At 73.0% G+C, this 26,813-nt stretch carries 2 protein-coding genes; both read left to right on the top strand.

All coding sequences use genetic code 11. The features are described from left to right. The first annotated feature begins 8 nt into the window (after nucleotides 1-8). A complete protein-coding gene (locus ACT2CW_RS49380; RefSeq protein ID WP_445521341.1) occupies nucleotides 9-24,842 on the top strand; it encodes a type I polyketide synthase in 24,834 nt (8,277 codons plus the stop codon). A 45-nt stretch (nucleotides 24,843-24,887) separates the two neighbouring features. Further along, on the top strand, nucleotides 24,888-26,813 hold a 1,926-nt coding region (locus ACT2CW_RS49375), incomplete at its 3' end, for a type I polyketide synthase (protein ID WP_445521340.1).

Below are 26,813 nucleotides of genomic sequence, written 5' to 3'. Positions count from 1 at the left end.
AGGTTTTCATGGTGAACGAAGATAGGCTTCGGGACTATCTCAAGCGGGTAACGGCAGATCTGCACCAAGCTCGCCAACGCCTGCGCGAGCTGGAGGCAGGAGAGCAGGAGCCCATCGCGATCGTGGCGATGAGCTGCCGTTTCCCGGGCGGTGTGGGGAGCCCCGAGGATCTGTGGCGGCTGGTGGCCGGTGGTGGCGACGCCATTTCCGACTTCCCGTCCAACCGTGGGTGGGACGTGGACGGGATGTACGACCCGGACCCCGAGCGCTCGGGCACGTTCTACTCCCGTGAGGGTGGTTTCCTTCACGACGCGGGCGAGTTCGACGCGGGCTTCTTCGGGATCTCGCCGCGTGAGGCCCTTGCCATGGATCCGCAGCAGCGGCTGCTGCTGGAAACCTCATGGGAGGCCTTCGAGCGGGCGGGCATCGCTCCGGGGTCGGTGAAGGGCCGCCGCGGCGGTGTGTTCGTGGGCGCCGCCACCTCGGGCTACGGGGCGGACGTCGACGGCTTCCCGGAGGAGATCGAAGGCCATCTGCTGACCGGTACGGCGACCTCGGTCGTATCGGGCCGTATCTCGTACACCTTCGGCCTCGAGGGCCCCGCGGTGACGGTGGACACGGCGTGCTCCTCGTCGCTGGTCGCCCTGCACCTTGCGGTTCAGGCGCTGCGCCAGGGCGAGTGCGACCTGGCGCTCGCCGGTGGTGCGACGGTGATGTCGACACCGGGTGCCTTTGTCGAGTTCAGCCGGCAGCGCGGTCTTGCCCCCGACGGCCGCTGCAAGCCCTACGCGGACGCGGCGGACGGCACCGGCTGGTCCGAGGGCGTCGGCATGCTCCTCGTGGAGCGGCTGTCCGACGCACGCAAGAACGGCCACCCCGTGCTGGCCATCGTGCGTGGCTCCGCGGTCAACCAGGACGGCGCGTCCAACGGTCTGACCGCCCCCAACGGCCCCTCGCAGCAGCGGGTCATCCGGGACGCGTTGACGAGCGCCCGCCTGACCCCGTCCGATGTGGACGTCGTGGAGGGGCACGGAACCGGTACCTCCCTGGGCGACCCGATCGAGGCGCAGGCCCTGCTCGCCACTTACGGCCAGGACCGGCCGGAGGGCCGTCCGCTCTGGCTGGGCGCGCTCAAGTCGAACATCGGCCATACGCAGGCCGCCGCCGGTGTCGCGGGTGTCATCAAGATGGTGATGGCCATGCGGCACGGCGTGCTGCCGCAGACGCTGCACGTGGACGAGCCCTCGCGCCAGGTGGACTGGTCGGCGGGCGAGGTGCGGCTGCTGACCGAGGCCACCGCGTGGCCCGAGACCGATCAGCCGCGCCGGGCGGGCATCTCCGCCTTCGGCGTCAGCGGCACCAACGCGCACACCATCATCGAGCAGGCCCCGCCGACTGACGAGGACGAGGCAGAGGCGAGCCCGGCGTCCGACGGTGACACCGGCGTCGCCACCTGGCTGCTGTCGGGTCGTGGCGCCGACGCGCTGCGCGCCCAGGCCGCCCGGCTCCGGGCGTTCCTGCTGGAGCGGGCCGAGTTGAACCCGCTGGACGTCGGCCACTCGCTCGTCGCGACGCGCTCGATGTTCGAGCACCGCGCCGTGGTGTCGGGTGCGAACCGTGCGGAACTCCTCGCCGGGCTCGAAGCCGTCGCCGCGGGCGAGGCCGCCCCCAATGTGCTTCAGGGCGTGGCCGGGTCGGCGGTCAAGACGGCGTTCCTCTTCTCCGGCCAGGGTGCGCAGCGCCTCGGGATGGGCCGGGAGCTCTACGAGGCGTTCCCGGTGTTCGCCCAGGCGCTGGACGAGGTGTGCGCACACCTGGACGTGGTGCTGGACCGTCCGCTGCGGGATGTGGTGTTCGCGGCGGAGGGGAGCGCGGACGCCGAGCTGCTGGACCGGACGGCCTTCACCCAGCCCGCGCTCTTCGCCGTCGAGGTGGCGCTGTACCGGCTGCTGGAACACTGGGGTGTCACGCCGGATGTGCTGATCGGTCACTCCATCGGTGAGATCGCCGCCGCCCATGTGGCCGGGGTGTTCTCCCTGGAGGACGCGTGCACGCTGGTCGCGGCCCGGGGGCGCCTGATGCAGGCGCTGCCCGAGGGCGGCGCGATGGTCGCCATCGAGGTCTCCGAGGAGGAGATCGCGCCGTCGCTCGCCGGGCGTGAGGCCGGGGTGAGCATCGCGGCCGTCAACGGCCCGACCGCCGTCGTCATCGCCGGTGACAAGGGAGCGGTCCTGGAGATCGCCGCCCAGTGGTCGGAGCAAGGGCGCAAGACGAGCCGGCTGCGGGTCAGCCACGCCTTCCACTCCCCGCGCATGGACGCGATGCTGGACGACTTCCGCCGTGTGGTGCGGGGACTGTCCTTCCAGAGCCCCACCCTGGCGCTGGTCTCCAACGTCACGGGTGAGCCGGTCGGGGCCGACGAGGTGTGCTCGCCGGAGTACTGGGTGCGGCATGTGCGCGAGGCCGTGCGCTTCGCCGACGGCGTTCGCTCCCTCGCGGCCCAGGGCGTCACCGCCTACATCGAGGTGGGCCCCGATGGTGTGCTCTCGGCGATGGCGCGGGACTGCCTCGCGGGGGAGACGGCTTCGGCCCCGGCCGTGGTGCCGGTCCTGCGCAAGGGGCGCCATGACGCCCAGGCCCTGATGGCCGCGCTGACCGAGGCCCACGTCCACGGTGTGACGGTGGACTGGGAGCGGGTCTTCGCCGGGCGGGGCGCCCACACGGTCGAGCTGCCGACGTACCCCTTCCAGCGCCGGCTCTACTGGCTCGAGGGCACGAACGCGGGTTCCGGCGGTTCCGCCGCGGACAGCGTGGACGCCCGCTTCTGGGACGCGGTGGAGCGCGAGGACCTGGAGGCCCTGGCCGAGGCGCTGAACATCGACGGCAGTGGCTCGCTGGGCGAGTTGCTGCCCGCGCTGTCCTCGTACCGCCGTCAGCAGCGCGACCGGGCCACGGTCGACGGCTGGCGCTACCGGATCTCCTGGAAGCCGGTCTCGGAGACCCCCGCGGCCACGCTCTCGGGCACATGGCTCCTGGTCGTCCCCGCCTCCGGCGACGATGACGCGTTCGTGGAGTCGGCGTCCGCCGCGCTCCGGCGGCACGGTGCCGAGGTCGTTCGTGTGGTGGCCGACGAGGCCGACCTCGCCCCCGGCGCACTGGCCGACCGGCTGCGTGAGATCGCCACCGACCCGTCCGGGATCGGCGGTGTGCTGTCCCTGGTGGGCGTGGACGAGCGGCCCTGCGCCGAGCACCCGGCGGTCTCCCGCGGCCTCGCCCTGACGCTGACGCTGGTCCGGGCCCTGGCCGAGGCCGACATCCGGACCCGGCTGTGGTGCGCCACCCGGGGTGCCGTCTCGGTGGGCCGCTCCGACCGGCTCACCAGCGCCGTGCAGGCGGAGATCTGGGGCCTCGGCCGGGCGGCCGCGCTGGAGCACCCCCGCAGCTGGGGCGGCCTTGTCGACCTGCCGGAGACGCTGGACGAGCGCGCCGCCGCGCGACTGGCCTGGGCGCTGTCCGCGGAGGACGGCGAGGACCAGGTGGCGGTGCGCGGATCCGGGGCGTACGCCCGGCGCCTCGCCCGCGTCACGGTCGGCGACGAGTCGGCGGAGCGCGGGTGGCGGCCCCGGGGCACGGTGCTCATCACCGGTGGCACCGGCGCCCTGGGCGCGCAGGTGGCGCGCTGGGCCGTGCGCGAGGGCGCCGGGCATGTGGTGCTGACGAGCCGTCGTGGCCCGTCGGCCGAGGGTGTTTCCGAACTCACCGCGGAGCTCGAGGAGCTCGGCGCCGAGGTGACCGTGGCGGCCTGCGACGCCGCCGACCGCGACGCCCTCGCCGCCGTGCTCGCCGCCATTCCGGAGCGGAATCCGCTCAGCGCCGTCGTGCACGCGGCGGGCATTCTGGACGACGGTGTGCTGGACGGCCTGACCGTCGGGCAACTCGCCGGGACCCTGGCCGCGAAGGTCGAGGGCGCGCGCCATCTGCACGAGCTGACAGCGGAGTTGTCGCTCGACGCGTTCGTGCTGTTCTCCTCGTTCGCCGGCGCCGTCGGCAGCGCGGGCCAGGCCGCCTACGCCGCCGCCAACGCCTACCTCGACGCACTGGCGCAGCAGCGCCGCGCCCAGGGCCTGGCCGCCACCGCGGTCGCCTGGGGCCCGTGGGCCGAGAGCGGCATGGCCGCGAGCGGTCGCGCCGGGGAGCGGATGCGCGGCGGGCCACTGCCCCCGATGGCTCCCTCGCTCGCCCTGGACGCGCTGCGCTGGGCCGCCGGTCATGACGAGGCCGCCCTGGTCGTGGCCGACATCGACTGGGCCGCCATGGCCGCCATGCTGAGCGCGGGCCCCAGCGCCCTCGTCAGCGACATCCCCGAGGCGCGTGAGCTCCTGACCGCCGCGGCCGGGACCACCGGCCGGGCAGCCCCCGGCCACGAGCTGCGGGACCAGCTGGCCGGACGGTCGGACGAGGAGCAGCGCCTCCTCCTGCTGGACCTCATCCGCACCCACGCGGCCTCGGCCCTCGGCCACTTCTCGGCGGAGTCCGTCGAGCCGGGCCGCGCCTTCCGGGACCTCGGCTTCGACTCCCTCACCGCCATCGAGCTGCGCAACCGGCTCGACCTGGCCACCGGTCTGAGCCTGCCCGCGACCCTCATCTTCGACTACCCGACCGCCGAAGCGCTCGCCGACCATCTGTGGCAGGAGCTGGGCGGAGCCCACGCCGAAGCGGCCACCTCGGCGGTGGCGCACCGGGCGCGGCCGGTTGACGACGACCCCATCGCGATCGTGGCGATGAGCTGCCGCTTCCCCGGCGGGGTGGAGACCCCGCAGGAGCTGTGGCGGCTCCTGGCCGAGGGCGGCGACGCCATCGGCGGATTCCCCGGCGACCGTGGCTGGGACGTCGAGGGCATGTACCACCCGGACCCCGAGCACCCGGGCACCTTCTACGCCCGCGAGGGCGGATTCCTCTACGGGGCGCCCCAGTTCGACCCCGCGTTCTTCGGGATCTCGCCGCGCGAGGCCGTGGCCATGGACCCGCAGCAGCGGCTGCTGCTGGAGACGTCCTGGGAGGCGTTCGAATACGGGGGCGTCAAGCCCGCCGCGCTGCGGGGCACCCGGACCGGTGTGTTCGTGGGCACCAACGGCCAGGACTACTCCACGATCATGCTCGACGCCCCCGAGGACTTCGGCGGCCATGTGGGCACGGGCAGCGCGGCCAGCGTGGTGTCCGGGCGCATCTCGTACACGTTCGGCCTCGAGGGGCCGGCCATGACGGTGGACACGGCCTGCTCGTCCTCGCTGGTGGCGCTGCACCTCGCGGTGCAGGCGCTGCGTCAGGGCGAGTGTGATCTGGCGCTCGCCGGTGGTGTGTCGGTGATGTCGACGCCGGGTGCCTTCGTGGAGTTCAGCCGGCAGCGCGGCCTTGCCCCCGACGGGCGGTGCAAGCCGTTCGCGGAGGGCGCGGACGGTACGGGCTGGTCCGAGGGTGTGGGCATGCTGCTCGTGGAGCGGCTGTCCGACGCGCGCAAGAACGGCCACCCGGTGCTGGCGATCGTGCGCGGCAGCGCCATCAACCAGGACGGCGCCTCCAACGGTCTGACGGCGCCCAACGGCCCGTCGCAGCAGCGGGTGATCCGGCAGGCGCTGGAGAGCGCGGGGCTGTCCGCGTCCGAGGTGGACGCGGTCGAGGCGCACGGCACCGGTACGACGCTGGGTGACCCGATCGAGGCCCAGGCGCTGCTCGCCACCTACGGCCAGGAGCGGCCGGAGGGCCGCCCGCTGTGGCTCGGCGCCATCAAGTCCAACATCGGTCATACGCAGGCCGCCGCGGGCGTCGCCGGGGTCATCAAGATGGTGATGGCCATGCGCGCGGGTGTGCTGCCGCGGACGCTGCATGTGAACGAGCCGTCGCGGCAGGTGGACTGGTCGACGGGTGAGGTGCGTCTCCTGACGGAGGCCACCGTGTGGCCGGAGACGGGTCAGCCGCGCCGGGCGGGTATCTCCTCGTTCGGGCTGAGCGGGACCAACGCGCACACCATCATCGAGCAGGCCCCCGACCTGGAAGAGGCCGTGGCCGCCGAGGCGGCCGGGCCCGAGACGTCGGTGTCGGCGGCTGTGGTGCCGTGGCTGGTGTCCGGCAAGAGCCGGGAGGCGCTGCGGGCGCAGGCCGAGCGGCTGTACGCGGACGTGGCCGCCCGGGAAGAGATCGGTGCGCTGGACGTCGGGCACACGCTGGCGTCCCGGTCGGTGTTCGAGCACCGCGCCGTGCTGGTGGGCGAGGACCGGGAGACCCTGCTGCGCGGCCTGCGGGCCGTCGCGGAGGGCGGAGTCGCCTCGGGAGTCGTCCAGGGGCAGGCGGCCACGGGTGGCAAGTCGGCGTTCCTGTTCTCGGGTCAGGGCGCGCAGCGTCTGGGCATGGGGCGTGAGTTGTACGACGCCTTCCCGGTGTTCGCCCGGGCGCTGGAAGAGGTGTGCGCACACCTGGACGTGACGCTGGACCGCCCGCTCAAGGACGTGATGTTCGCGGTGGAGGGGAGCGCGGACGCCGGGCTGCTGGATCAGACGGCGTTCACCCAGCCCGCGCTGTTCGCGGTCGAGGTGGCGCTGTTCCGGCTGTTGGAGCACTGGGGTGTCCGCCCGGATGTGCTGATCGGCCACTCCATCGGTGAGATCGCCGCCGCGCATGTGGCCGGGGTGTTCTCGCTGGAGGACGCGTGCACGCTGGTCGCGGCCCGGGGGCGCCTGATGCAGGCGTTGCCGGAGGGTGGCGCGATGGTCGCCATCGAGGCGTCGGAGGAGGAGATCGCGGCGTCGCTTGCCGGTCGTGAGGCCGAGGTGAGCATCGCGGCCGTCAACGGCCCGACCGCCGTCGTCATCGCGGGCGATGAGGCCGCGGCGCTGGAGATTGCCGGGCAGTGGGCGGAGCAGGGCCGTAAGACCCGCCGGCTGCGGGTCAGCCATGCCTTCCACTCGCCCCGTATGGACGCGATGCTGGACGATTTCCGTGGCGTCGTATCCGGCCTGTCCTTCCAGGCGCCGTCCATCGCCCTGGTCTCGAATGTGACGGGCGAGGCGGCGGACGCGGCCGAGGTGTGCTCGCCGGAGTACTGGGTGCGCCACGTCCGCGAGGCCGTGCGCTTCGCGGACGGCATGCGGGCACTCACCGCCCAGGGCGTCACCAGGTTCCTGGAGGTCGGCCCCGACGGTGTGCTCTCCGCCATGGCCCGGGACTGCCTGACGGAGGACCAGGCCGCGGCCTCGGCCGTGGTGCCGGGGCTGCGCAAGGACCGCCCCGAGACCCAGGCGCTGACGATGGCGCTGGCCGAACTCCACGTCCACGGCGCCTCGGTGGAGTGGGAGTCCGTTGTCGCCGGGCGCGGTGCGCGCATGGTGGAGCTGCCGACGTACGCCTTCCAGCGCGAGCGGTACTGGCCCGAGGTGTCCCTCTCCCTGAACGGCTGGGACACGTCGGCCGCCGCGGATTCGGTGGACGCCCGGTTCTGGGAAGCGGTCGAGCGCGAGGATCTCGAAGCGCTCGCCGAGACGCTCGACGTCGACGGCGAGACACCGCTGAGCGCGGTGCTGCCCGCACTGTCCACGTACCACCGCAACCGGCGCGACCAGTCCACGATCGACAACTGGCGTTACCGGGTGGCGTGGAAGCCGGTTCCGGACGCGGCCGGTGGGTCGCTGTCGGGGACGTGGCTGGTGGTGGTCCCGGCGTCGCGTGCCGAGGACGAGCTGGTGGCGGAGGTCGTCTCCGGGCTCGGGCGGCATGGCGCGGATGTGGTGTCGCTGGTCGCCGATGAGCGGGACCTGGACGCCGAGGCGCTGGGGGAGCGGCTGCGTGGGGCGATCGCCGACACGCCTGCCCTGGGCGGCGTGTTGTCGCTGCTCGCCCTGGACGAGGAGCCCTGCCCGGGACACCCCGCGCTCTCCAGCGGTCTCGCCCTGACGCTGACCCTGGTGCGGGCCATGGCGGACACCGGCATCGAGGCCCCGCTGTGGTGCGGTACCCGCGGCGCCGTGTCGGTGGGCCGCTCCGAACGGCTCAGCCACCCGACACAGGCGATGGTGTGGGCGCTCGGCCGGGTGGCCGCGCTGGAGCTGCCGCAACTGTGGGGCGGTCTGGTCGACCTGCCCGAGTCCCTGGACGAGCGCGCGGTCGCGCGGCTGGCCGGTGTGCTGTCCGCAGACGCCACCGAGGGCGCCGAGGACCAGGTCGCGGTGCGCGGTTCGGGGGTGTTCGCACGCCGTCTGACGCGGTCGGCCGCTCCCGTGGCCGACGGGACGACGTGGCGGGCGCGTGGCACGGTGTTGGTGACCGGTGGTACGGGTGCACTCGGTGGTCAGGTGGCCCGCTGGTTGGTGCGCAATGGTGCCGAGCATCTGGTGCTGACGAGCCGTCGTGGCATCGAGGCGCCGGGCGCGTCCGAGCTGCGCGAGGAGTTGGAGGCGCTGGGCGCCCGGGTGACCGTGGCGGCCTGTGATGTGGCCGACCGGGAGGCGCTGGCCGCCGTGCTGGACGCCGTGCCGGAGGAGCTTCCGCTGACGGCGGTGGTCCACGCGGCGGGTGCCAACGCGGCCGGTCCGCTGGCCGAGACCGGGCTGGCCGACGCCGCCGCCGTGGTCTCCGGCAAGGTGGCGGGCGCCGTCAACCTGGACGCGCTGCTGGGCGACCGTGAGTTGGACGCGTTCGTGGTGTTCTCCTCGATCGCGGGTGTGTGGGGCAGTGGTGGCCAGGCCGCGTACGGTGCGGCCAACGCCTATCTGGACGCGCTGGTGGAGGACCGCCGTGCGCGGGGTCTCGCCGGTACCGCGGTGGCCTGGGGACCCTGGGCCGAAGGCGGCATGGTGGCCGGCGACGAGGGCGACCACCTGGCGCGCCGCGGTCTGCCCGCGATGGCGCCGGGTCTGGCGATCGCCGCTCTGCAAGGGGCGGTCGCTGGTGACGAGGGCGTGGTGACGGTCGCCGATGTGGACTGGGAGCGATTCGCCCCCGCGTTCACCATCGGGCGGCCCAGCCCGCTCCTCGGCGATCTGCCCGAGGTCCAGCGAGCGCTGGCGAGCGCCGGAAGCGCCGAAGGCACCTCGGCCGGCTCGGCACTGCGGGAGCGCCTCACCGGGCTCACCGAGGCCGAGATCGACCGGACCCTCCTCGACCTGGTGCGCGCCCACGCCGCCGCGGTCCTCGGCTTCGCGGGCGCGGAGTCGGTGGAGCCCGCGCGTGCGTTCAAGGAGCTGGGTTTCGACTCGCTCACGGCGGTGGAGTTCCGTAACCGGCTGAACGCGGAGACCGGGCTGGTGCTTCCGGCCACGCTGGTCTTCGACTACCCGAGTGCCACGGTGCTGGCCGACCATCTGCGTGCCGAGGTGCTCGGGACGCAGGGCGACGTGGCGGCGCCGTCGGCGGTGGCGGCCCGGGTCGACGACGACCCGATCGCGATCGTCGGGATGAGCTGCCGCTTCCCCGGCGGTGTGCGCAGCCCGGAGGAGCTGTGGAACCTCGTGGCGGCCGGTACGGACGCCATCACGGACTTCCCCTCCGACCGCGGATGGGACGTCGAGGGGATGTACGACCCTGACCCGGAGCGCCTGGGCACCTTCTACGCCCGTGAGGGTGGATTCCTCGACGGGGCGAGCGAGTTCGACGCCGCGTTCTTCGGCATCTCGCCGCGTGAGGCGCTCGCCATGGACCCGCAGCAGCGACTGCTGCTGGAGACCTCCTGGGAGGCGTTCGAGCGGGCCGGTATCGACCCGGCGTCCGTGCGCGGCAACCAGATCGGCGTCTACGTCGGCGCCGCGACCTCCGGCTACGGCACCGGGCTGCACGAGATCCCCGAGGGGCTCGAAGGACAGCTGCTGACCGGCAGCGCCACCTCCGTCGTCTCGGGCCGCATCTCCTACACGCTGGGTCTGGAAGGACCCGCGCTGACGGTGGACACGGCGTGCTCGTCGTCGCTGGTCGCCCTGCACCAGGCCGCGCAGGCGCTGCGCCAGGGCGAGTGCTCCATGGCGCTCGCCGGTGGCGTCACCGTGATGACCAACCCCGCCGCCTTCGTGGAGTTCAGCCGACAGCGCGGACTCGCCCCCGACGGCCGGTGCAAGCCGTTCGCGGACGCTGCGGACGGTACGGGCTGGTCCGAGGGTGTGGGCATGCTGCTCGTCGAGCGGCTGTCCGACGCCCGGCGCAACGGCCACCAGGTGCTGGCGATCGTGCGGGGCTCGGCGGTCAACCAGGACGGCGCGTCCAACGGTCTGACGGCGCCCAACGGCCCGTCGCAGCAGCGGGTCATCCGCCAGGCCCTCGCCAACGCCCAGCTCTCCGCCGCCGACGTCCAGGTGATCGAGGCACACGGCACCGGAACGACGCTGGGTGACCCGATCGAGGCCCAGGCACTGCTGGCCACCTACGGCCAGGAGCGCCCGGAGAACCTGCCGCTCTGGCTCGGATCGATCAAGTCGAACATCGGTCACACACAGGCCGCCGCCGGTGTCGCGGGCGTCATCAAGATGGTGATGGCCATGCGGCACGGGGTGCTGCCCCAGACCCTGCACGTGGATGAGCCGTCGCGCGAGGTGGACTGGTCGGCGGGCGAGGTGCGGCTGCTGACCGAGGCCGCCGCGTGGCCCGAGACCGGACAGCCGCGCCGGGCCGGTGTCTCCGCGTTCGGCGTGAGCGGGACCAACGCCCACACCATCATCGAGCAGGCCCCGGTGGCGGACGAGGCGGAGCCCACTCAGGCGGCCCCCGCCGACGACCACGGCATGGCCCCCTGGGTGCTCTCCGCCCGCAGCCCGGAAGCCCTGCGCGCCCAGGCCGAGCGGCTGCGCGCCCACCTGTCGGAAGGCGCCGGGTCCGGCGTTCTGGACATCGCCGAATCGCTGGTCGCCACGCGATCGGTGTTCGAGCACCGCGCGGTGCTGCTGGGCACCGACCGCGAGGCATTGCTGCGCGGCCTGGAGACCGTCGCCGCGGGCGACGACGCCCCGGGCATCGTCCAGGGGCAGGCGGCCACGGCCGGAAAGACTGCGTTCCTGTTCACCGGTCAGGGCGCGCAGCGCCTCGGCATGGGCCGGGAGCTGTACGACGCCTTCCCGGTGTTCGCCCGCGCCCTGGACGAGGTGTGCGCACGGCTGGACATGGTGCTCGACCGGCCGCTGCGGGATGTGATGTTCGCGGCCGAGGGCAGCGCCGACGCCGAGCTGCTCGACCAGACGGCCTTCACCCAGCCCGCCCTGTTCGCCATCGAGGTGGCGCTGTTCCGGCTGCTGGAGCACTGGGGCGTCACCCCGGACGTGCTGATCGGCCACTCCATCGGTGAGATCGCCGCCGCCCATGTGGCCGGGGTGTTCTCGCTGGAGGACGCCTGCACCCTGGTGGCCGCTCGCGGCCGTCTGATGCAGGCCCTGCCGGCCGGTGGCGCGATGGTCGCCGTCGAGGCGTCCGAAGAGGAGATCGCGGCGTCGCTGGCCGGTCGTGAGGCCGAGCTGAGCGTCGCCGCCGTCAACGGCCCGACCGCGGTGGTCATCGCGGGCGACGAGGCCGCGGCGCTGGAGATCGCCGGACAGTGGGCGGAGCGGGGCCGTAGGACCCGCCGCCTGCGCGTCAGCCACGCCTTCCACTCGCCGCACATGGACGCCATGCTCGACGGCTTCCGCGCCGTCGTCTCCGGCCTGTCCTTCCAGGCGCCGTCCATCGCCTTCATCTCGAATGTCACGGGTGAGCAGGCCGGTGCCGAAGAGGTGTGCTCGCCGGAATACTGGGTGCGCCATGTGCGGGAGACGGTCCGTTTCCGAGGCGGGGTGCGGGCGCTCGAAGCGCAGGGCGTCACCGCGTACATCGAGGTGGGCCCCGACGGCGTACTGTCCGCGATGGCCCAGGACTGCCTGACCGCACCGGTCGACGACATCGCGGCCGACGACACACCGGCCCCCCTGCTGGTTCCGGTGCTGCGCAAGGACCGCCCCGAGACGCAGGCGCTCGTCGCGGCCCTCGCCGAGACACACGTCCACGGCGAAACCGTCGACTGGCGGGCCTTCTTCGCCGGGCGCGGCGCCCGCCGCGTGGACCTGCCGACCTACGCGTTCCAGCACCAGCGCTACTGGCTGGAGCCCGGTGCCGCCGCGGGAGACGCCGCCGCCTTCGGCCTCGACCCGGCCGACCACCCGCTGCTGGGCGGAGCCGTCCCGCTCGCGGGCGCCGACGGCCTGGTGTTCACCGGAACGCTCTCGCTGCACACCCAGCCCTGGCTGGCGGACCACGTCCTGCGCGGCGAGGCGGTCCTGGCCACCACGGCCCTCGTCGAACTGGCCATCCGCGCCGGTGACGAGGTCGGCCTCGGCCAGGTGGAAGAGCTGGTCATCCAGGCGCCGCTGGTCCTCCCCCGAGGGGGCGGCGTCCAGATCCAGCTCGTCCTCGGCGAGGAGGACGAGTCCGGCACCCGCTCGCTGGAGATGTACTCGCGGGTGGCCGAGCCGGAAGGCGAGGACGAGTGGATCTGCCACGCCAGCGGTGTGCTCGCCCCGGAGCCGGACGACGCCGCGACCGCCGAAGGGGCGGCGCGCTTCGACTCCACCGCATGGCCCCCGCCCGGCGCCGAACGCGTCGATGTGGACGGCCTGTATGAGCTGCTCGCGGGCGACGGCCTCGTCTACGGGCCCTCGTTCCGTGGCCTCCGAGCCGTCTGGCAGCGCGATGACGAGGTGTTCGCCGAGGTCAGCCTGGCCGAGGAGTCCGTCGTGGACGCCCAGCGGTTCGGGCTGCACCCCGCCCTGCTGGACGCGGCGCTACAGCCGCTCGGCCTCGGAGTGCTGGACGGTGTGGGGCGCGGTCGCGTCCTGTTCAGCCTGGCCGGGGTGTCGCTGTACGCCGAGGGTGCCTCCGCGCTGCGCGTCCGGCTCGCCCGCACCGGTCCGGAGACGCTCTCCCTGGCCGCGGTCGACGGGGCCGGCGAACCCGTGCTCTCCGCCGACACGCTGACGCTGCGCCAGGTCGCCGGCGAGCAGGTGGAGGCCCCGGCGCCGGTGGAGGCCGAGACCGCCACCTCGGCCGAGGTGGCCACCGACGCCCCCGCAGAGGTGGCCACCGACGCCCCCGCAGAGGTGGCCACCGACGCCCCCGCAGAGGTGGCCACCGACGCCCCCGCAGAGGTGGCCACGGACACCTCCGCCGGGGAGACCCCCGCCAAGCCCGCCCGTCGGCGCAAGACCGCACGGCGCGCCGCCAAGAAGGGCGCCGGATCGGACTCCGGACCGCTCGCCGCGCTGCGGGAGCGGCTGACCGGGCTCTCCGAGCCCGAGCAGGACCGGGTGATGCTCGATGTGATCCGCACCCATGTCGCGGCGGTGCTCGGACACGCCTCCGCCGACGCGGTGCAGGGGTCGCAGGCGTTCAAGGACATCGGCTTCAGCTCGCTGACCGCCGTCGAGTTCCGTAACCGGGTCGGCAAGGCCACGGGCCTGCGCCTCCCGGCGACCGCGGTGTTCGACTACCCGACCCCCGCCGAACTGGCGAAGTTCGCCCGTGCCGAGGTGCTCGGCGCGCAGACCGGAGCGCTCCAGCCGGTGCCGGTCGCGGTGGCCGGCAACGACGAGCCGATCGTGATCGTCGGCATGAGCTGCCGCTACCCCGGAGAGGTGGCCACCCCCGAGGACCTGTGGAACCTGGTCGCCGAGGGCCGGGACGGCATCTCCCCCTTCCCGACCGACCGCGGCTGGGACGTGGAGAACCTCTACGACCCGGACCCGGACGAGCCGGGCAAGTGCTACACGCAGGAAGGTGGCTTCCTGCACGGCGCCAGCCAGTTCGACCCGGCGTTCTTCGGGATCTCGCCGCGTGAGGCGCTGTCCATGGACCCGCAGCACCGACTGCTGCTGGAGACCTCGTGGGAGGCGCTGGAGCGGGCCGGTATCGACCCGGTCTCCGCGAAGGGCAGCCAGACCGGCGTCTTCGCCGGTGTGACCTACCAGGACTACGGCGGCGTCCTCGCCGGATCCCAGGAGAGCGTCGAGGGCTACATCGGCACCGGTGTCTCGCCCAGCGTGCTCTCCGGTCGTATCTCCTACACCCTGGGCCTCGAGGGCCCGGCCGTGACGGTGGACACCGCGTGCTCGTCGTCGCTGGTCGCCCTGCACCTGGCGTGGCAGGCGCTGCGCCAGGGCGAGTGCTCGCTGGCCCTCGCCGGTGGTGTGACGGTGATGTCCACGCCGATGTCGCTGGTCGAGTTCAGCCGCCAGCGCGCGCTCGCCTCCGACGGCCGCAGCAAGCCGTTCTCGGCCGCCGCGGACGGTGCCAGCTGGGCCGAGGGCGTCGGCATGCTCGTCCTCGAGCGGCTGTCGGACGCCCGCCGCAACGGACACCCGATCCTCGCCGTGGTGCGGGGCAGCGCGGTGAACCAGGACGGTGCGTCCAACGGTCTGACGGCGCCCAACGGCCCCTCGCAGCAGCGGGTCATCCGGCAGGCGCTGGCGAACGCCCGCCTGTCGGCCGCCGAGGTCGACGCGGTGGAGGCGCACGGCACGGGCACCTCGCTCGGTGACCCGATCGAGGCGCAGGCGCTGCTGGCCACCTACGGTCAGGAGCGCCCCGAGGGCCAGCCGCTGTGGCTGGGCGCCATCAAGTCCAACATCGGCCATTCGCAGGCGGCCGCGGGCGTGGGTGGCGTCATCAAGATGGTGATGGCCATGCGGCACGGCGTTCTGCCGAAGACCCTGCACCTCGACGAGCCCTCGCCGCACGTCGACTGGACGGAGGGCGACGTCGAGCTGCTGGCCGAGGCCAGGCCGTGGCCCGAGACCGGGCATCCGCGACGCGCGGGTGTGTCGGCGTTCGGTATGAGCGGCACCAATGTGCACACCATCCTGGAGCAGGCCCCCGAGGTCGAGGCGGACGAGACCGCCGAGACCGAGCCGGCCGACGGCCCGGTGGCGTGGATCGTGGCGGGCAAGAGCAACGACGCGGTGCGGGCCCAGGCGGACCGGCTGCGGGAGTTCGTGGCCGAGCGCCCGGAGCTGCGGGCCGCCGACGTGGCCCACTCCCTGGCGACGACCAGGTCCGCGTTCCAGTACCGGGCCGCGGTGACCGGAACCGGCCGGGAGGAGCTCCTGGAGCGCCTGGCGGCGGTGGCCGAGGGCGCCAAGGCACCGGGCGTGGTCCGCGCGAGCGCCGTCGAGGAGCCGGGCCGTTCGGTGTTCGTCTTCCCCGGTCAGGGTGCGCAGTGGATGGGCATGGCGGTGGGGCTGTTGGAGTCCTCGCCGGTGTTCGCGGAGGCGATAGCCGAGTGTGAGACGGCCCTGTCGGCCTACGTGGACTGGTCGCTGACGGATGTGCTGCGTGGCGTCGAGGGTGCTCCGGGGTTCGACCGGGTGGATGTGGTCCAGCCGGTGTTGTTCGCGGTGATGGTGTCGCTGGCGAAGCTGTGGCGTTCGATGGGTGTCGAGCCCGACGCCGTCATGGGCCACAGCCAGGGCGAGATCGCCGCGGCCTGCGTGGCCGGTGCGCTCTCGCTCCAGGACGCCGCGAAGGTGGTCACCCTGCGGTCGCAGGCCATCGCCGCGGGTCTGGCCGGACGCGGTGGCATGGTGTCGGTCGGGCTGCCGGTCGAGCAGGTCAAGGACCGTATCGCCGCCTGGGACGGTGGAATATCCGTCGCGGCGGTCAACGGCCCCGGCTCGGTCGTGGTGTCCGGCGACCCGGGCGCGCTGGACGAGATGGTGGCTCAGCTGGAGGGCGAGGAGATCCGGGTCCGCCGGGTGCCGGTGGACTACGCCTCGCACTCCGCCCATGTGGAGGCCATCCGCGAGGAGCTGCTGGAGGTCCTGGCGGACCTCGAACCGCGCGTGCCGGAGGTGCCGTTCTACTCCACGGTCTCCGGTGAGCTGGTGGACACCGCCGCTCTGGACGCCGAGTACTGGTACCGCAACCTGCGCCAGACGGTCGAGCTGGAGGCCACCACCCGCACCCTCCTCGACACCGGCCACGGCGTGTTCATCGAGGTGAGCCCGCACCCGGTGCTCACCCTCCCCGTGCAGCAGACCGTGGAGGCCGCCGAGGCCCAGGCCGTGGTCATCGGCACGCTGCGGCGTGACGAAGGCGGCCTGGAGCGGTTCCTGACCTCGATCGCCGAGTTGCATGTCCATGGGGCCGACGTCGACTGGCGCAAGGTGTTCGCCGGTAACGGCGCCCGCCAGGTGGACCTGCCGACGTACGCCTTCCAGCGGCAGCGGTACTGGCCGCAGGCGGCCGAGGACGGCGGGCTCGGCAACGGCCTCGTCTCCGAGGCCGACGCGGTGGACGCCAAGTTCTGGGAGGCCGTCGAGCGCGAGGACCTCGAAGGACTGGCACGGACGCTGGAGCTCGACGGGGAGGCGCCGCTGAGCGCGGTGCTGCCCGCCCTGTCGTCGTACCGGCGGGGCAGGCGTGACCGCTCGACGGTCGACAACTGGCGCTACCGGATCAACTGGAAGCCCGTCATCGACCAGCCGTCGTCCGGCTCCGAGCAGGGCGCCCCGATCACCGGTACGTGGATGGTCGTCGTCCCGCCGGTCGACGCCGCCCGTGCGCTGGCCGAGCGCATCGCGCGGGACGTGGAGCGCCACGGTGCCCGCATGGTGCGGGTCGACCTGGACGAGACGGAGCCGGAGCGGTCGTCGCTGGCCGGACTCCTGCGGGCCGCCGCCCCCGGCACGCCGTCCGCGGACGGTGATGAGCAGGAGGGGACGCTCGCGATCGACGGAGTGCTCTCTCTGCTCGCGCTGGACGAGGAGGCACTGGCCGAACACCCGGGCATTCCGCGCGGCTTCGCCGGAACCGTGGCCCTGGTCCAGGCGCTGAGCGACATCGACATCGATGTGCCGCTGTGGCTCGCCACCACCGGAGCCGTGTCCGTGGGCCGCTCCGACCGGGTCGGCAGCGTCAAACAGTCCCTGGTGTGGGGTCTGGGCCGAGTGGTCGGCCTGGAGTACGCACAGCGCTGGGGCGGTCTGGTCGACCTCCCCGAGTCGCCGGACGCGCTCGACGAGCGGGCGCTCAACCGCCTGGTCGGCCTGATCGGGCGCTCCGGCGACGAGGACCAGGTGGCGGTGCGCGCCTCCGGTGTCTTCGCCCGACGGCTCGTCCGGGCCCCCTTGGGCGACGCCCGGCCGGCCCGCGTCTGGGAGCCTCGCGGCAGCGTCCTGATCACCGGTGGTACCGGTGCCCTCGGTGGCCGTCTGGCCCGCTGGCTCGCCCGTGGCGGTGCCGAGCACCTGGTGCTGACCAGCCGTCGCGGCCTGGAGGCCCCCGGCGCGGCCGAGTTGCGGGACGAGCTGACCGCGCTCGGCGCGCGGGTCACCGTCGCGGCGTGCGATGTGGCCGACCGTGGCGCGCTGCGGGAGCTCCTCGACGGGCTGCCCGCCGAGTACCCGCTGACCGCGGTGGTGCACGCGGCCGGTGTCCTGGACGACGGCCTCATCGACACCCTCACCATCCCCAGGACGCAGGGGGTCTTCCGGCCCAAGGTGGACGCCGTGGTGAACCTCCACGAGCTCACCCAGGACCTGGACCTGTCCGCGTTCATCCTCTTCTCCTCGTACGCCGGAACCGTCGGTGGTGCCGGTCAGGGCAGCTACGCCGCCGCGAACGCCTTCCTCGACGCCCTGGCGAAGCAGCGCCGGTCCCAGGGGCTGGCGGCCACCTCGGTGGCGTGGGGCGCCTGGGGCGGCGGCGGTCTGGTGGACGACGCCACCGCGGCCCAGCTGAAGCGGCGCGGTATGCCGCCGCTGGTGCCCGAACTCGCCGTCGAGGCCCTTCAGCAGGCGCTCGACCACGACGAGGTGGACATCACCGTCGCCGATGTGGACTGGGAGCGCTACGCACCCGGCTTCGCCTCGGCCCGGCCGCGTCCGCTGCTGAACGAACTGCCGGAGGTACGGGAGGCCCTGGAGGCGGCCGAGGCCGAGCTGGGCGCGGCGCTCACCGGGCTGGCCGTGCGCCTCGAGGGGCTGTCGGCCGTCGAACGCGAGGCGGAGGTGCTCGACCTCGTCAGGTCCCACGCCGCCGAGGTGATCGGATACCCGAGCGCCGACGCGGTGGAGCCCGAGCGGGCCTTCCGGGACATCGGGTTCGACTCGCTGACCGCCGTGGAACTGCGCAACGGCCTCAGCGCGGCCGCCGGTGTGAACCTGCCGGTCACGATGGCGTTCGACTACCCGACGCCCACCGTGCTCGCCCGGTTCATCCTCGGCGAGGTGCTGGGCACCGCGCCCGCGCCGGCCGATGACCTGCCGGTGGTGACGGGCACGGTCGTGGACGACGACCCGATCGCGATCGTGTCCATGAGCTGCCGCTTCCCCGGCGGGGTGCGCACTCCGGAGGACCTGTGGCGACTGGTCTCCGAGGGCAGCGACGTGATCAGCGCCTACCCGACCAACCGTGGCTGGGACCTGGACGACCTCTACAACCCGGACCCGGAGAACACGGGCACCAGCTATGCGAGCGGCGGCGGCTTCGTCTATGACGCCGACGAGTTCGACCCGGCGTTCTTCGGCATCGCCCCGCGCGAGGCGCTGACCATCGACCCCCAGCAGCGGCTGCTGCTGGAGACCTCCTGGGAGGCGTTCGAGCGGGCGGGCATCGACCCCACGTCGCTCAAGGGAAGCCGGACCGGTGTCTTCGCGGGAAGCAACGGCCAGGACTACATCGGCCTGCTGCTGACCGCCCCGGGCGGACCCGACGGCTATCTCGGCACCGGCAACGCGGGCAGCGTCGTCTCGGGCCGTGTCTCCTACACCTTCGGCCTCGAAGGACCGGCCGTCACGGTGGACACGGCGTGCTCCTCGTCGCTGGTGGCGCTGCACATGGCCGTGCAGTCGCTGCGCCAGGGCGAGTGCTCGCTGGCGCTGGCCGGCGGTGTCACGATCATGTCCACCCCGGGCTCGTTCGTGGACTTCAGCCGCCAGAAGGGGCTGTCGTCGGACGGCCGGTGCAAGGCGTTCGCGGCCTCGGCGGACGGAACGGGCTGGGCCGAGGGCGTCGGTGTGCTGCTGCTGGAGCGGCTGTCCGACGCGCGGCGCAACGGCCACCCGGTGATGGCGATCGTGCGCGGCTCCGCCGTCAACCAGGACGGCGCGTCCAACGGTCTGACGGCGCCCAACGGCCCGTCGCAGCAGCGGGTGATCCGCCAGGCGCTGGCCAGTGCCGACCTCGCCCCCCACCAGGTGCAGGCGGTCGAGGCACACGGCACCGGCACCCGGCTCGGTGACCCGATCGAGGCGCAGGCGCTGCTGGCCACCTACGGCCAGGGGCGGCAGGAGGGCCGGCCGCTGTGGCTGGGCTCCATCAAGTCCAACATCGGGCACACACAGGCGGCCGCCGGTGTGGCCGGTGTCATCAAGATGGTGATGGCCATGCGTGAGGGCGTCCTGCCGCGGACGCTCCACGTCAACGAGCCCACACCGCATGTGGACTGGACGGCGGGCGAGGTCCGGCTGCTGACCGCGCCGACCGCGTGGCCGGAGGACGGCGAGCCGCGCCGGGCGGGCATCTCCTCGTTCGGCATCAGCGGCACCAACGCCCACACCATCATCGAGCAGGCCCCGGAGTCGGAGACGGTGGAGCGGGTCCGTACGGACGACACTCCCTCGACCGGTTCGGAAACGCTCCCCTGGACGGTCGCCGGCAAGGGCGCCGAGGCGCTGCGCGCCCAGGCCAGGAGCCTGTACGACTATGTGGCGGCCCACCCCGAGCTCGACCTGAACGACGTGGGCCACTCGCTGGCGGCCACCCGGTCCGTCTTCGACCATCGCGCCGTGCTCATGAGCGGCGACCGGGACGGGCTGCTGAGCGGTCTGGAGGCCATCGCCTCCGGTGGCACGGCCCCCGGAGTCGTCCAGGGGTCCGTGGGCACGGCAGGCAAGGCGGCATTCCTCTTCTCGGGTCAGGGCGCGCAGCGTCCGGGCATGGGCCGTGAGCTCTACGACGGCTACCCGGTGTTCGCCCGCGCTCTGGACGAGGTGTGCGCATACCTCGATGTGCTGCTCGACCGGCCGCTGCGGGACGTGATGTTCGCCGCCGAGGGCACTGAGGACGCCGAGCTGCTGAACCAGACGGCGTTCACCCAGCCCGCGCTGTTCGCCATCGAGGTGGCGCTGTTCCGGCTGCTGGAGCACTGGGGTGTCACCCCGGACGTGCTCATCGGCCACTCGGTGGGCGAGGTGGCCGCGGCTCATGTGTCCGGGGTGCTCTCGCTGGAGGACGCGTGCGCGCTCATCGCGGCGCGCGGCCGGCTGATGCAGGCGCTGCCGGAAGGCGGCGCGATGATCGCGGTGCAGGCGTCCGAGGAGGAAATCGCCCTGTCGCTGGCCGGGCGTGAGGCCGAGGTGAGCATCGCCGCGGTCAACGGCCCGACCGCCGTGGTGATCGCGGGCGATGAGGCCGCGGCGCTGGAGATCGCCGAGGACTGGGCGGAGCAGGGCCGCAAGACCCGCCGGCTGCGGGTCAGCCACGCCTTCCACTCGCCCCGCATGGACGCGATGCTGGACGACTTCCGTGAGGTCGTCTCCGGCCTGTCCTTCGAGGCACCGTCGATCTCGCTGGTCTCCAACCTCACGGGCGCGTCCGCGGGCGCGGCCGAGGTGTGCTCGCCGGAGTACTGGGTGCGGCATGTGCGGGAGGCGGTCCGGTTCGCCGACGGCGTACGGGCCCTGGAGAAGCTCGGGGTCACCTCGTACCTCGAGGTCGGTCCCGACGGTGTGCTCACCGCGATGGCCCAGGACTGCCTGACGGCCGACGAGGCCGGAGACGCTCTCACCCTCGTCCCCGCGCTGCGCAAGAACCGCCCCGAGGCCCAGGCGCTGACCACGGCGCTGGCCGAACTCCACGTCCACGGCACCACCGTGAACTGGTCGGCGGCGTTCGCCGGGCTCGACGTCCGGCGAGTGGACCTGCCCACCTACGCCTTCCAGCGGCAGCGCTACTGGCCGAAGGCCGGCGGCCCGATGACGGGGGACATCTCCTCCGTCGGGCTCAGCTCTCCCAACCACCCGCTGCTGGGTGCCGGAGTGGAGCTCGCGGGCCGGGACGGATTCCTGTTCACCAGCAGGCTTTCGGTGCAGAGCCAGCCGTGGCTGGCCGACCACGCGATCGCGGGCGCGGCCCTGTTCCCCGGGACCGGATTCCTCGAACTGGCCATCCGCGCCGCCGACCAGGTCGGCTGCGGCCGGGTCGAGGAGGTCACCCTGGCCACCCCGATGGTCCTGCCCGAGAACGAGCCGGTCCAGGTGCAGCTCTGGGTGGGTGACACGGACGAGACGGGCCACCGCTCGCTCAGCCTGTACTCCCGCCCGGCCGACGCGTCCTCGGACGAGCCGTGGACACAGCACGCGGCCGGTGCGCTGGCCCCGACCGGCCCCGAGCCGTCGTTCGACCTGGCCGCATGGCCCCCGGCGGACGCGGAGGCGCTGGACATCAGCGACTTCTACGAGCGCTTCGCCGCCTCCGGCTTCGCCTACGGCCCGGTGTTCCAGGGCCTGCGGGCCGCCTGGCGCTCCGGCGACGACGTCTACGTCGAGGTCGGGCTCGGTGAGGAGCACGCGTCGGACGCGGCCGACTTCGGCCTCCACCCGGCGCTGCTGGACGCCGCCGTGCAGGCGGTGACCTTCGTCGCCCTGGAGGACGTCGGCCTCTCCCGGCTCCCGTTCTCCTGGAGCGGGGTGTCGCTCCACGCCGGTGGCGCGTCCACGCTGCGGGTGCGCCTCACCCAGCTGGGGCCGGACTCCATCGCCCTCGCGGTGGCCGATGGCACCGGCCGCCCGGTGGCGTCGATCGAATCCCTCGTGCTGCGCCCGGTGTCGGTGGACCACATCGACACGGCCAGGACGTCGGCGTTCCGCGACTCGCTGTTCACGCTGGACTGGACCCCCGTACCGGCCATCGCCCCGGCCGAGACGGCGACGGCGCGCTGGGCCCTGGTGGGCACCGACCACTACGGACTGGCCGCCGGCGCGATCGCCGGAGCCGAGGTGACCGCCTACGCCGATCTCGACGCCCTGGGCGCCGCGATCGACGGTGGCGCCGCCGCCCCGGAGGCCGTACTGGTCTCCTACGCACCGGGCCTCGACGACGAGGCGGCCCAGGGCAGGCCCAAGAGCAAGGCCAAGGGCAAGGCCAAGCGGGGCCTGGAGCCGGCGGGCGCCATCCACGCGGTGACACACCACACGCTCGGCATGATCCAGGGCTGGCTCGGCGACCGCAGGTTCGCCTCCTCCCGGCTGGTCTTCGTGACCTCGGGGGCCATGGCGCCCGAGGAGCGCGACGAGACCCCGGACCTGATCCACGCGCCCCTGTGGGGCATGGTGCGGTCCGCGCAGTCGGAGAACCCGAACTGCTTCGTCCTGGTCGACCTGGACGAGGACGAGGCGTCCAAGGCCATGCTGCCGTCGGTGCTCGCCACCGACGAGCCGCAGGCCGTGGTCCGCGAGGGCACGGTGCTCGGCCAGCGCATGGCCCGGGTCTCCTCGGGCACCGCGCTGCTGCCGCCCGCCGGGGTGCGCGAATGGCGGCTGGACATGCACGCCAAGGGGACGTTGGAGAACCTGGCGCTGCTGCCCTGCCCCGACGCCACGGAGGAGTTGGGCGCGACCGAGATCAGGGTGGCGCTGCGCGCCGCGGGCCTGAACTTCCGCGATGTGCTCAACGCCCTGGGGATGTACCCCGGGGAGGCCGGGCCGCTCGGTGGCGAAGGCGCCGGTGTGGTGACCGAGGTCGGCTCCGCGGTCAAGGACCTCGTGCCGGGCGACAAGGTGATGGGCATCTTCAGCGGGTCGTTCGGCCCGGTCGCCATCACCGACTCGCGCGTCGTGGCCCGGGTCCCGCGGGACTGGACGTTCGAGCAGGCAGCCTCCACCCCCATCGTGTTCCTGACCGCCTACTACGCCATGAGGGACCTGGCGGGCCTGAAGAAGGGCCAGTCGGTGCTGGTGCACTCGGCGGCCGGTGGTGTGGGCATGGCCACGCTCCAGCTGGCGCGGCACTTCGGTGCCGAGGTGTTCGGCACGGCGAGCGAGGGCAAGTGGGACACCCTGCGGTCGCTGGGCCTGGACGACGACCACATCGCCTCGTCGCGGACGCTGGACTTCGAGAAGCGCTTCCTCGATGCGACCGGCGGGCGCGGCATGGACGTGGTGCTCGACTCGCTGGCGCGGGAGTTCGTGGACGCGGGTCTGCGACTGCTGCCGCGCGGCGGCTGGTTCCTGGAGATGGGCAAGACCGACATCAGGAACCCGGAAGAGGTGGCCGCCGAGTACAGCGGCGTCTCCTACCAGGCGTTCGACCTCATCGAGGCGGGCCCCGACCGCATCCACGAGATGTGGAACGACCTGATCTCGCTGTTCGAGCGCGGGGTGCTGCGGCCGCTGCCGGTGCGCACCTGGGACGTCCGCAGGGCGCCCGACGCCTTCCGTTTCATCAGCCAGGCCCGCCACACCGGCAAGGTGGCGCTGACCATGCCGAGGACGCTGGACGGTCCGGGCACGGTGCTGATCACGGGTGGTACGGGTGGTCTGGGTGCGTTGCTGGCCCGTCATTTGGTGGTGGAGCACGGTGTCGAGCGGTTGGTGTTGACGAGTCGTCGTGGTGCGGAGGCGCCGGGTGCGGCGGAGTTGGTGGCGGAGTTGGCGGGGTTGGGTGCCGAGGCGGAGGCGGTGGCGTGTGATGTCGCCGATCGTGCTTCGGTGGAGAGTCTGCTGGCGGGGATTGGTTCGGAGCGTCCGTTGTCGGCCGTGGTGCATGCGGCGGGTGTGCTGGATGACGGTGTGGTGGAGTCGCTGACGCCGGAGCGGGTGGACAAGGTGCTGCGTCCGAAGGTGGACGCCGCGCTGCACCTCCACGAGCTGACCCGCGACCTCGACCTCTCCGCCTTCATCCTGTTCTCCTCCGTCTCCGGAACCTTCGGCGGCGCCGGCCAGGCCAACTACGCGGCGGGCAACGCCTTCATGGACGCCCTCGCCCAGCACCGCAGGGCCGAGGGGCTCCCCGCGGCCTCGCTCGTCTGGGGCCCGTGGACACAGGACGGCGGCATGACCACCGAACTGGCCGACGCCGACGTCACCCGCATGACCAGGACCGGCATGGTCGCCCTCACCCCCGAGGCCGGACTCGCGCTGTTCGACGCGACCCGCGACCTCGACGGGGCCGTCCTGGTGCCCATGACGATGGACATGGCGTCGGTGGGCGAGCCGGTACCCGCGCTGCTGCGCGGACTGGTGCGGGCACCCGCCCGCAGGACCGCCGAGTCGGGCGCCGCGAGCACCACGGCCGACCCGGCCAGCGCGCTCAAGCAGCACCTGGCCGGAAAGTCCGAGACGGAGCGCGAGCGCATCCTGGTGGACCTGGTGTGCGACCAGGTGGCCGTCGTCCTCGGCTACGCGTCGGGGCAGGCGATCGAACCCGGACACGCCTTCAAGGACCTGGGCTTCGACTCCCTGTCGGCCGTCGAGCTGCGCAACCGGCTCAACGCGATCACCGGAACCCGGCTGCCGGCGACCCTGGTGTTCGACTACCCGACGCCGGCGTCGCTCGGACGATTCCTGCGGGAAGAGGTCACCCCCGCGGACGGGCCCGCGACCGAGCCCGTCTTCGGAGAGCTCGACCGGCTGGAATCCACCCTGTCGGCGCTCGACTCCGACACCGAGACGCACGCCCAGATCATGGCGCGGCTCCAGGGCCTGGTGGTCAAGTGGTCCGCGGGCGGCACCGGGCAGGTGTCCGGCACCGCTACGGCGCCGGACGACGACATGGACGACGACAGCGAGATCGAATCGGCCACCGCCGACGAGATCTTCAAACTCATCGACGACGAATTCGGAATGTCCTGACGTGGTGAGCTGGAACTCACAGAGTGTTTCAAGGGGCTGGGGATAGTGGCGGAAGACGAAAAACTCCTTGACTACCTCAAGAAGGTGACTGCTGACCTGCGTCAGGCCCGGCGGCGACTTCGACAGGTGGAGGAGCGGGACCGGGAGCCCATCGCCATCGTGGCGATGAGCTGCCGGTACCCGGGGGGTGTGCGGACCCCGGAGGAGCTGTGGCGGCTCGTCGCCGAGGGCGGCGACGCCATCACCGAGTTCCCGCCCGACCGGGGCTGGGACGTGGACGGCTTCTTCGACCCGGACTCGGACCGGTCCGGCACCTTCTCCGTCCGCGAGGGCGGATTCCTGGACGCGCCCGGCGACTTCGACCCCGGCTTCTTCTCCATGAGCCCGCGGGAGGCGCTCGCCACCGACCCCCAGCAGCGGCTGCTGCTGGAGACCGCCTGGGAGGCGTTCGAACGCGCCGGAATCGACCCGGCGTCGGTGCGGGGCAGCCAGGCCGGTGTGTTCGTCGGCGCCTCGCCCTCCGGCTACGGCGCCGGGGTGAGCGAGATGCCCGAAGGCGTGGAGGGGCTGCTGCTCGCGGGCAACGCCACCTCCGTGGTCTCCGGGCGGGTGGCCTACACCCTGGGCCTCGAGGGGCCCGCCGTGACGGTGGACACCGCGTGCTCGTCGTCGCTGGTCGCGCTGCACTGGGCCTGCCAGGCGCTCCGTCAGGAGGAGTGCTCGCTGGCCCTGGCGGGCGGTGTCGCCGTCATGTTCACCCCCAGCATGTTCGTGGAGTTCAGCCGGCAGGGCGGGCTCGCTCCCGACGGCCGCTGCAAGGCGTTCGGCGCGGGCGCCGACGGCACCGGCTGGGCGGAGGGCGTGGGCCTGCTCCTCCTGGAGCGGCTCTCCGACGCCCGGCGCAACGGCCACCCGGTGCTGGCCGTCGTCCGCGGCTCGGCGATCAACCAGGACGGTGCGTCCAACGGTCTGACGGCGCCCAACGGCCCCTCGCAGCGCCGGGTGATCCGCCAGGCGCTCAAGAACGCGGGCCTGACCCCCGCCGAGGTGGACGCGGTGGAGGCGCACGGCACGGGTACGTCGCTGGGTGACCCGATCGAGGCGCAGGCGCTGCTCGCCACCTACGGCAAGGAGCGGCCGGAGGACAAGCCGCTGTGGCTGGGCTCGCTGAAGTCCAACATCGGCCACTCCCAGGCCGCCGCCGGTGTCGGTGGGGTCATCAAGATGGTGATGGCCATGCGGAACGGCGTGCTGCCCAAGACGCTCCACGCGGACGAGCCGTCACCCCAGGTGGACTGGTCGGAGGGGGACATCCGACTGCTCAACGAGTCGACCCCCTGGCCCGAAACCGAGCGGCCCCGCCGGGCCGGTGTGTCCTCGTTCGGCATCAGCGGCACGAACGCCCACGCGATCCTGGAGGAGGCTCCGGAGCCCGAGGCGGTCGAGGAGACCGGGGCCGAGGTCACCGAGGGTCCGGTGGCCTGGGTGGTGTCCGGCCGCAGCGCGGCCGGACTGCGCGCTCAGGCGGGCACGCTGCGGAACTTCCTGGCCGAGCGTCCGGGGCTGAGCGCCGCCGATGTGGCGTACTCGCTGGTGGCGACCCGGTCGGTGTTCGAGCACCGCGGTGTGGTGACGGGAGCCGATCGCGAGGAGCTGCTGGAGCGGCTGGGCGCGTTGGCCGGGGACGAGGTCGCCTCGGGTGTGACGCGTGGCGTGGCGGATGTCCGTGGCCGTTCGGTGTTCGTGTTCCCCGGCCAGGGTGCGCAGTGGATGGGCATGGCGGTGGGGCTGTTGGAGTCCTCGCCGGTGTTCGCCGAGGCGATAGCCGAGTGTGAGACGGCCCTGTCGGCGTATGTGGACTGGTCGCTGACGGATGTGCTGCGTGGCGCCGAGGGCGCTCCGGGCTTCGACCGGGTGGATGTGGTCCAGCCGGTGCTGTTCGCGGTGATGGTGTCGCTGGCGAAGCTGTGG

The organism is Streptomyces sp. NEAU-174, assembly GCF_052665095.1.
Note: the sequence above shows the minus strand (reverse complement) of the source record. Positions and strands in the feature narration are given on the sequence as shown.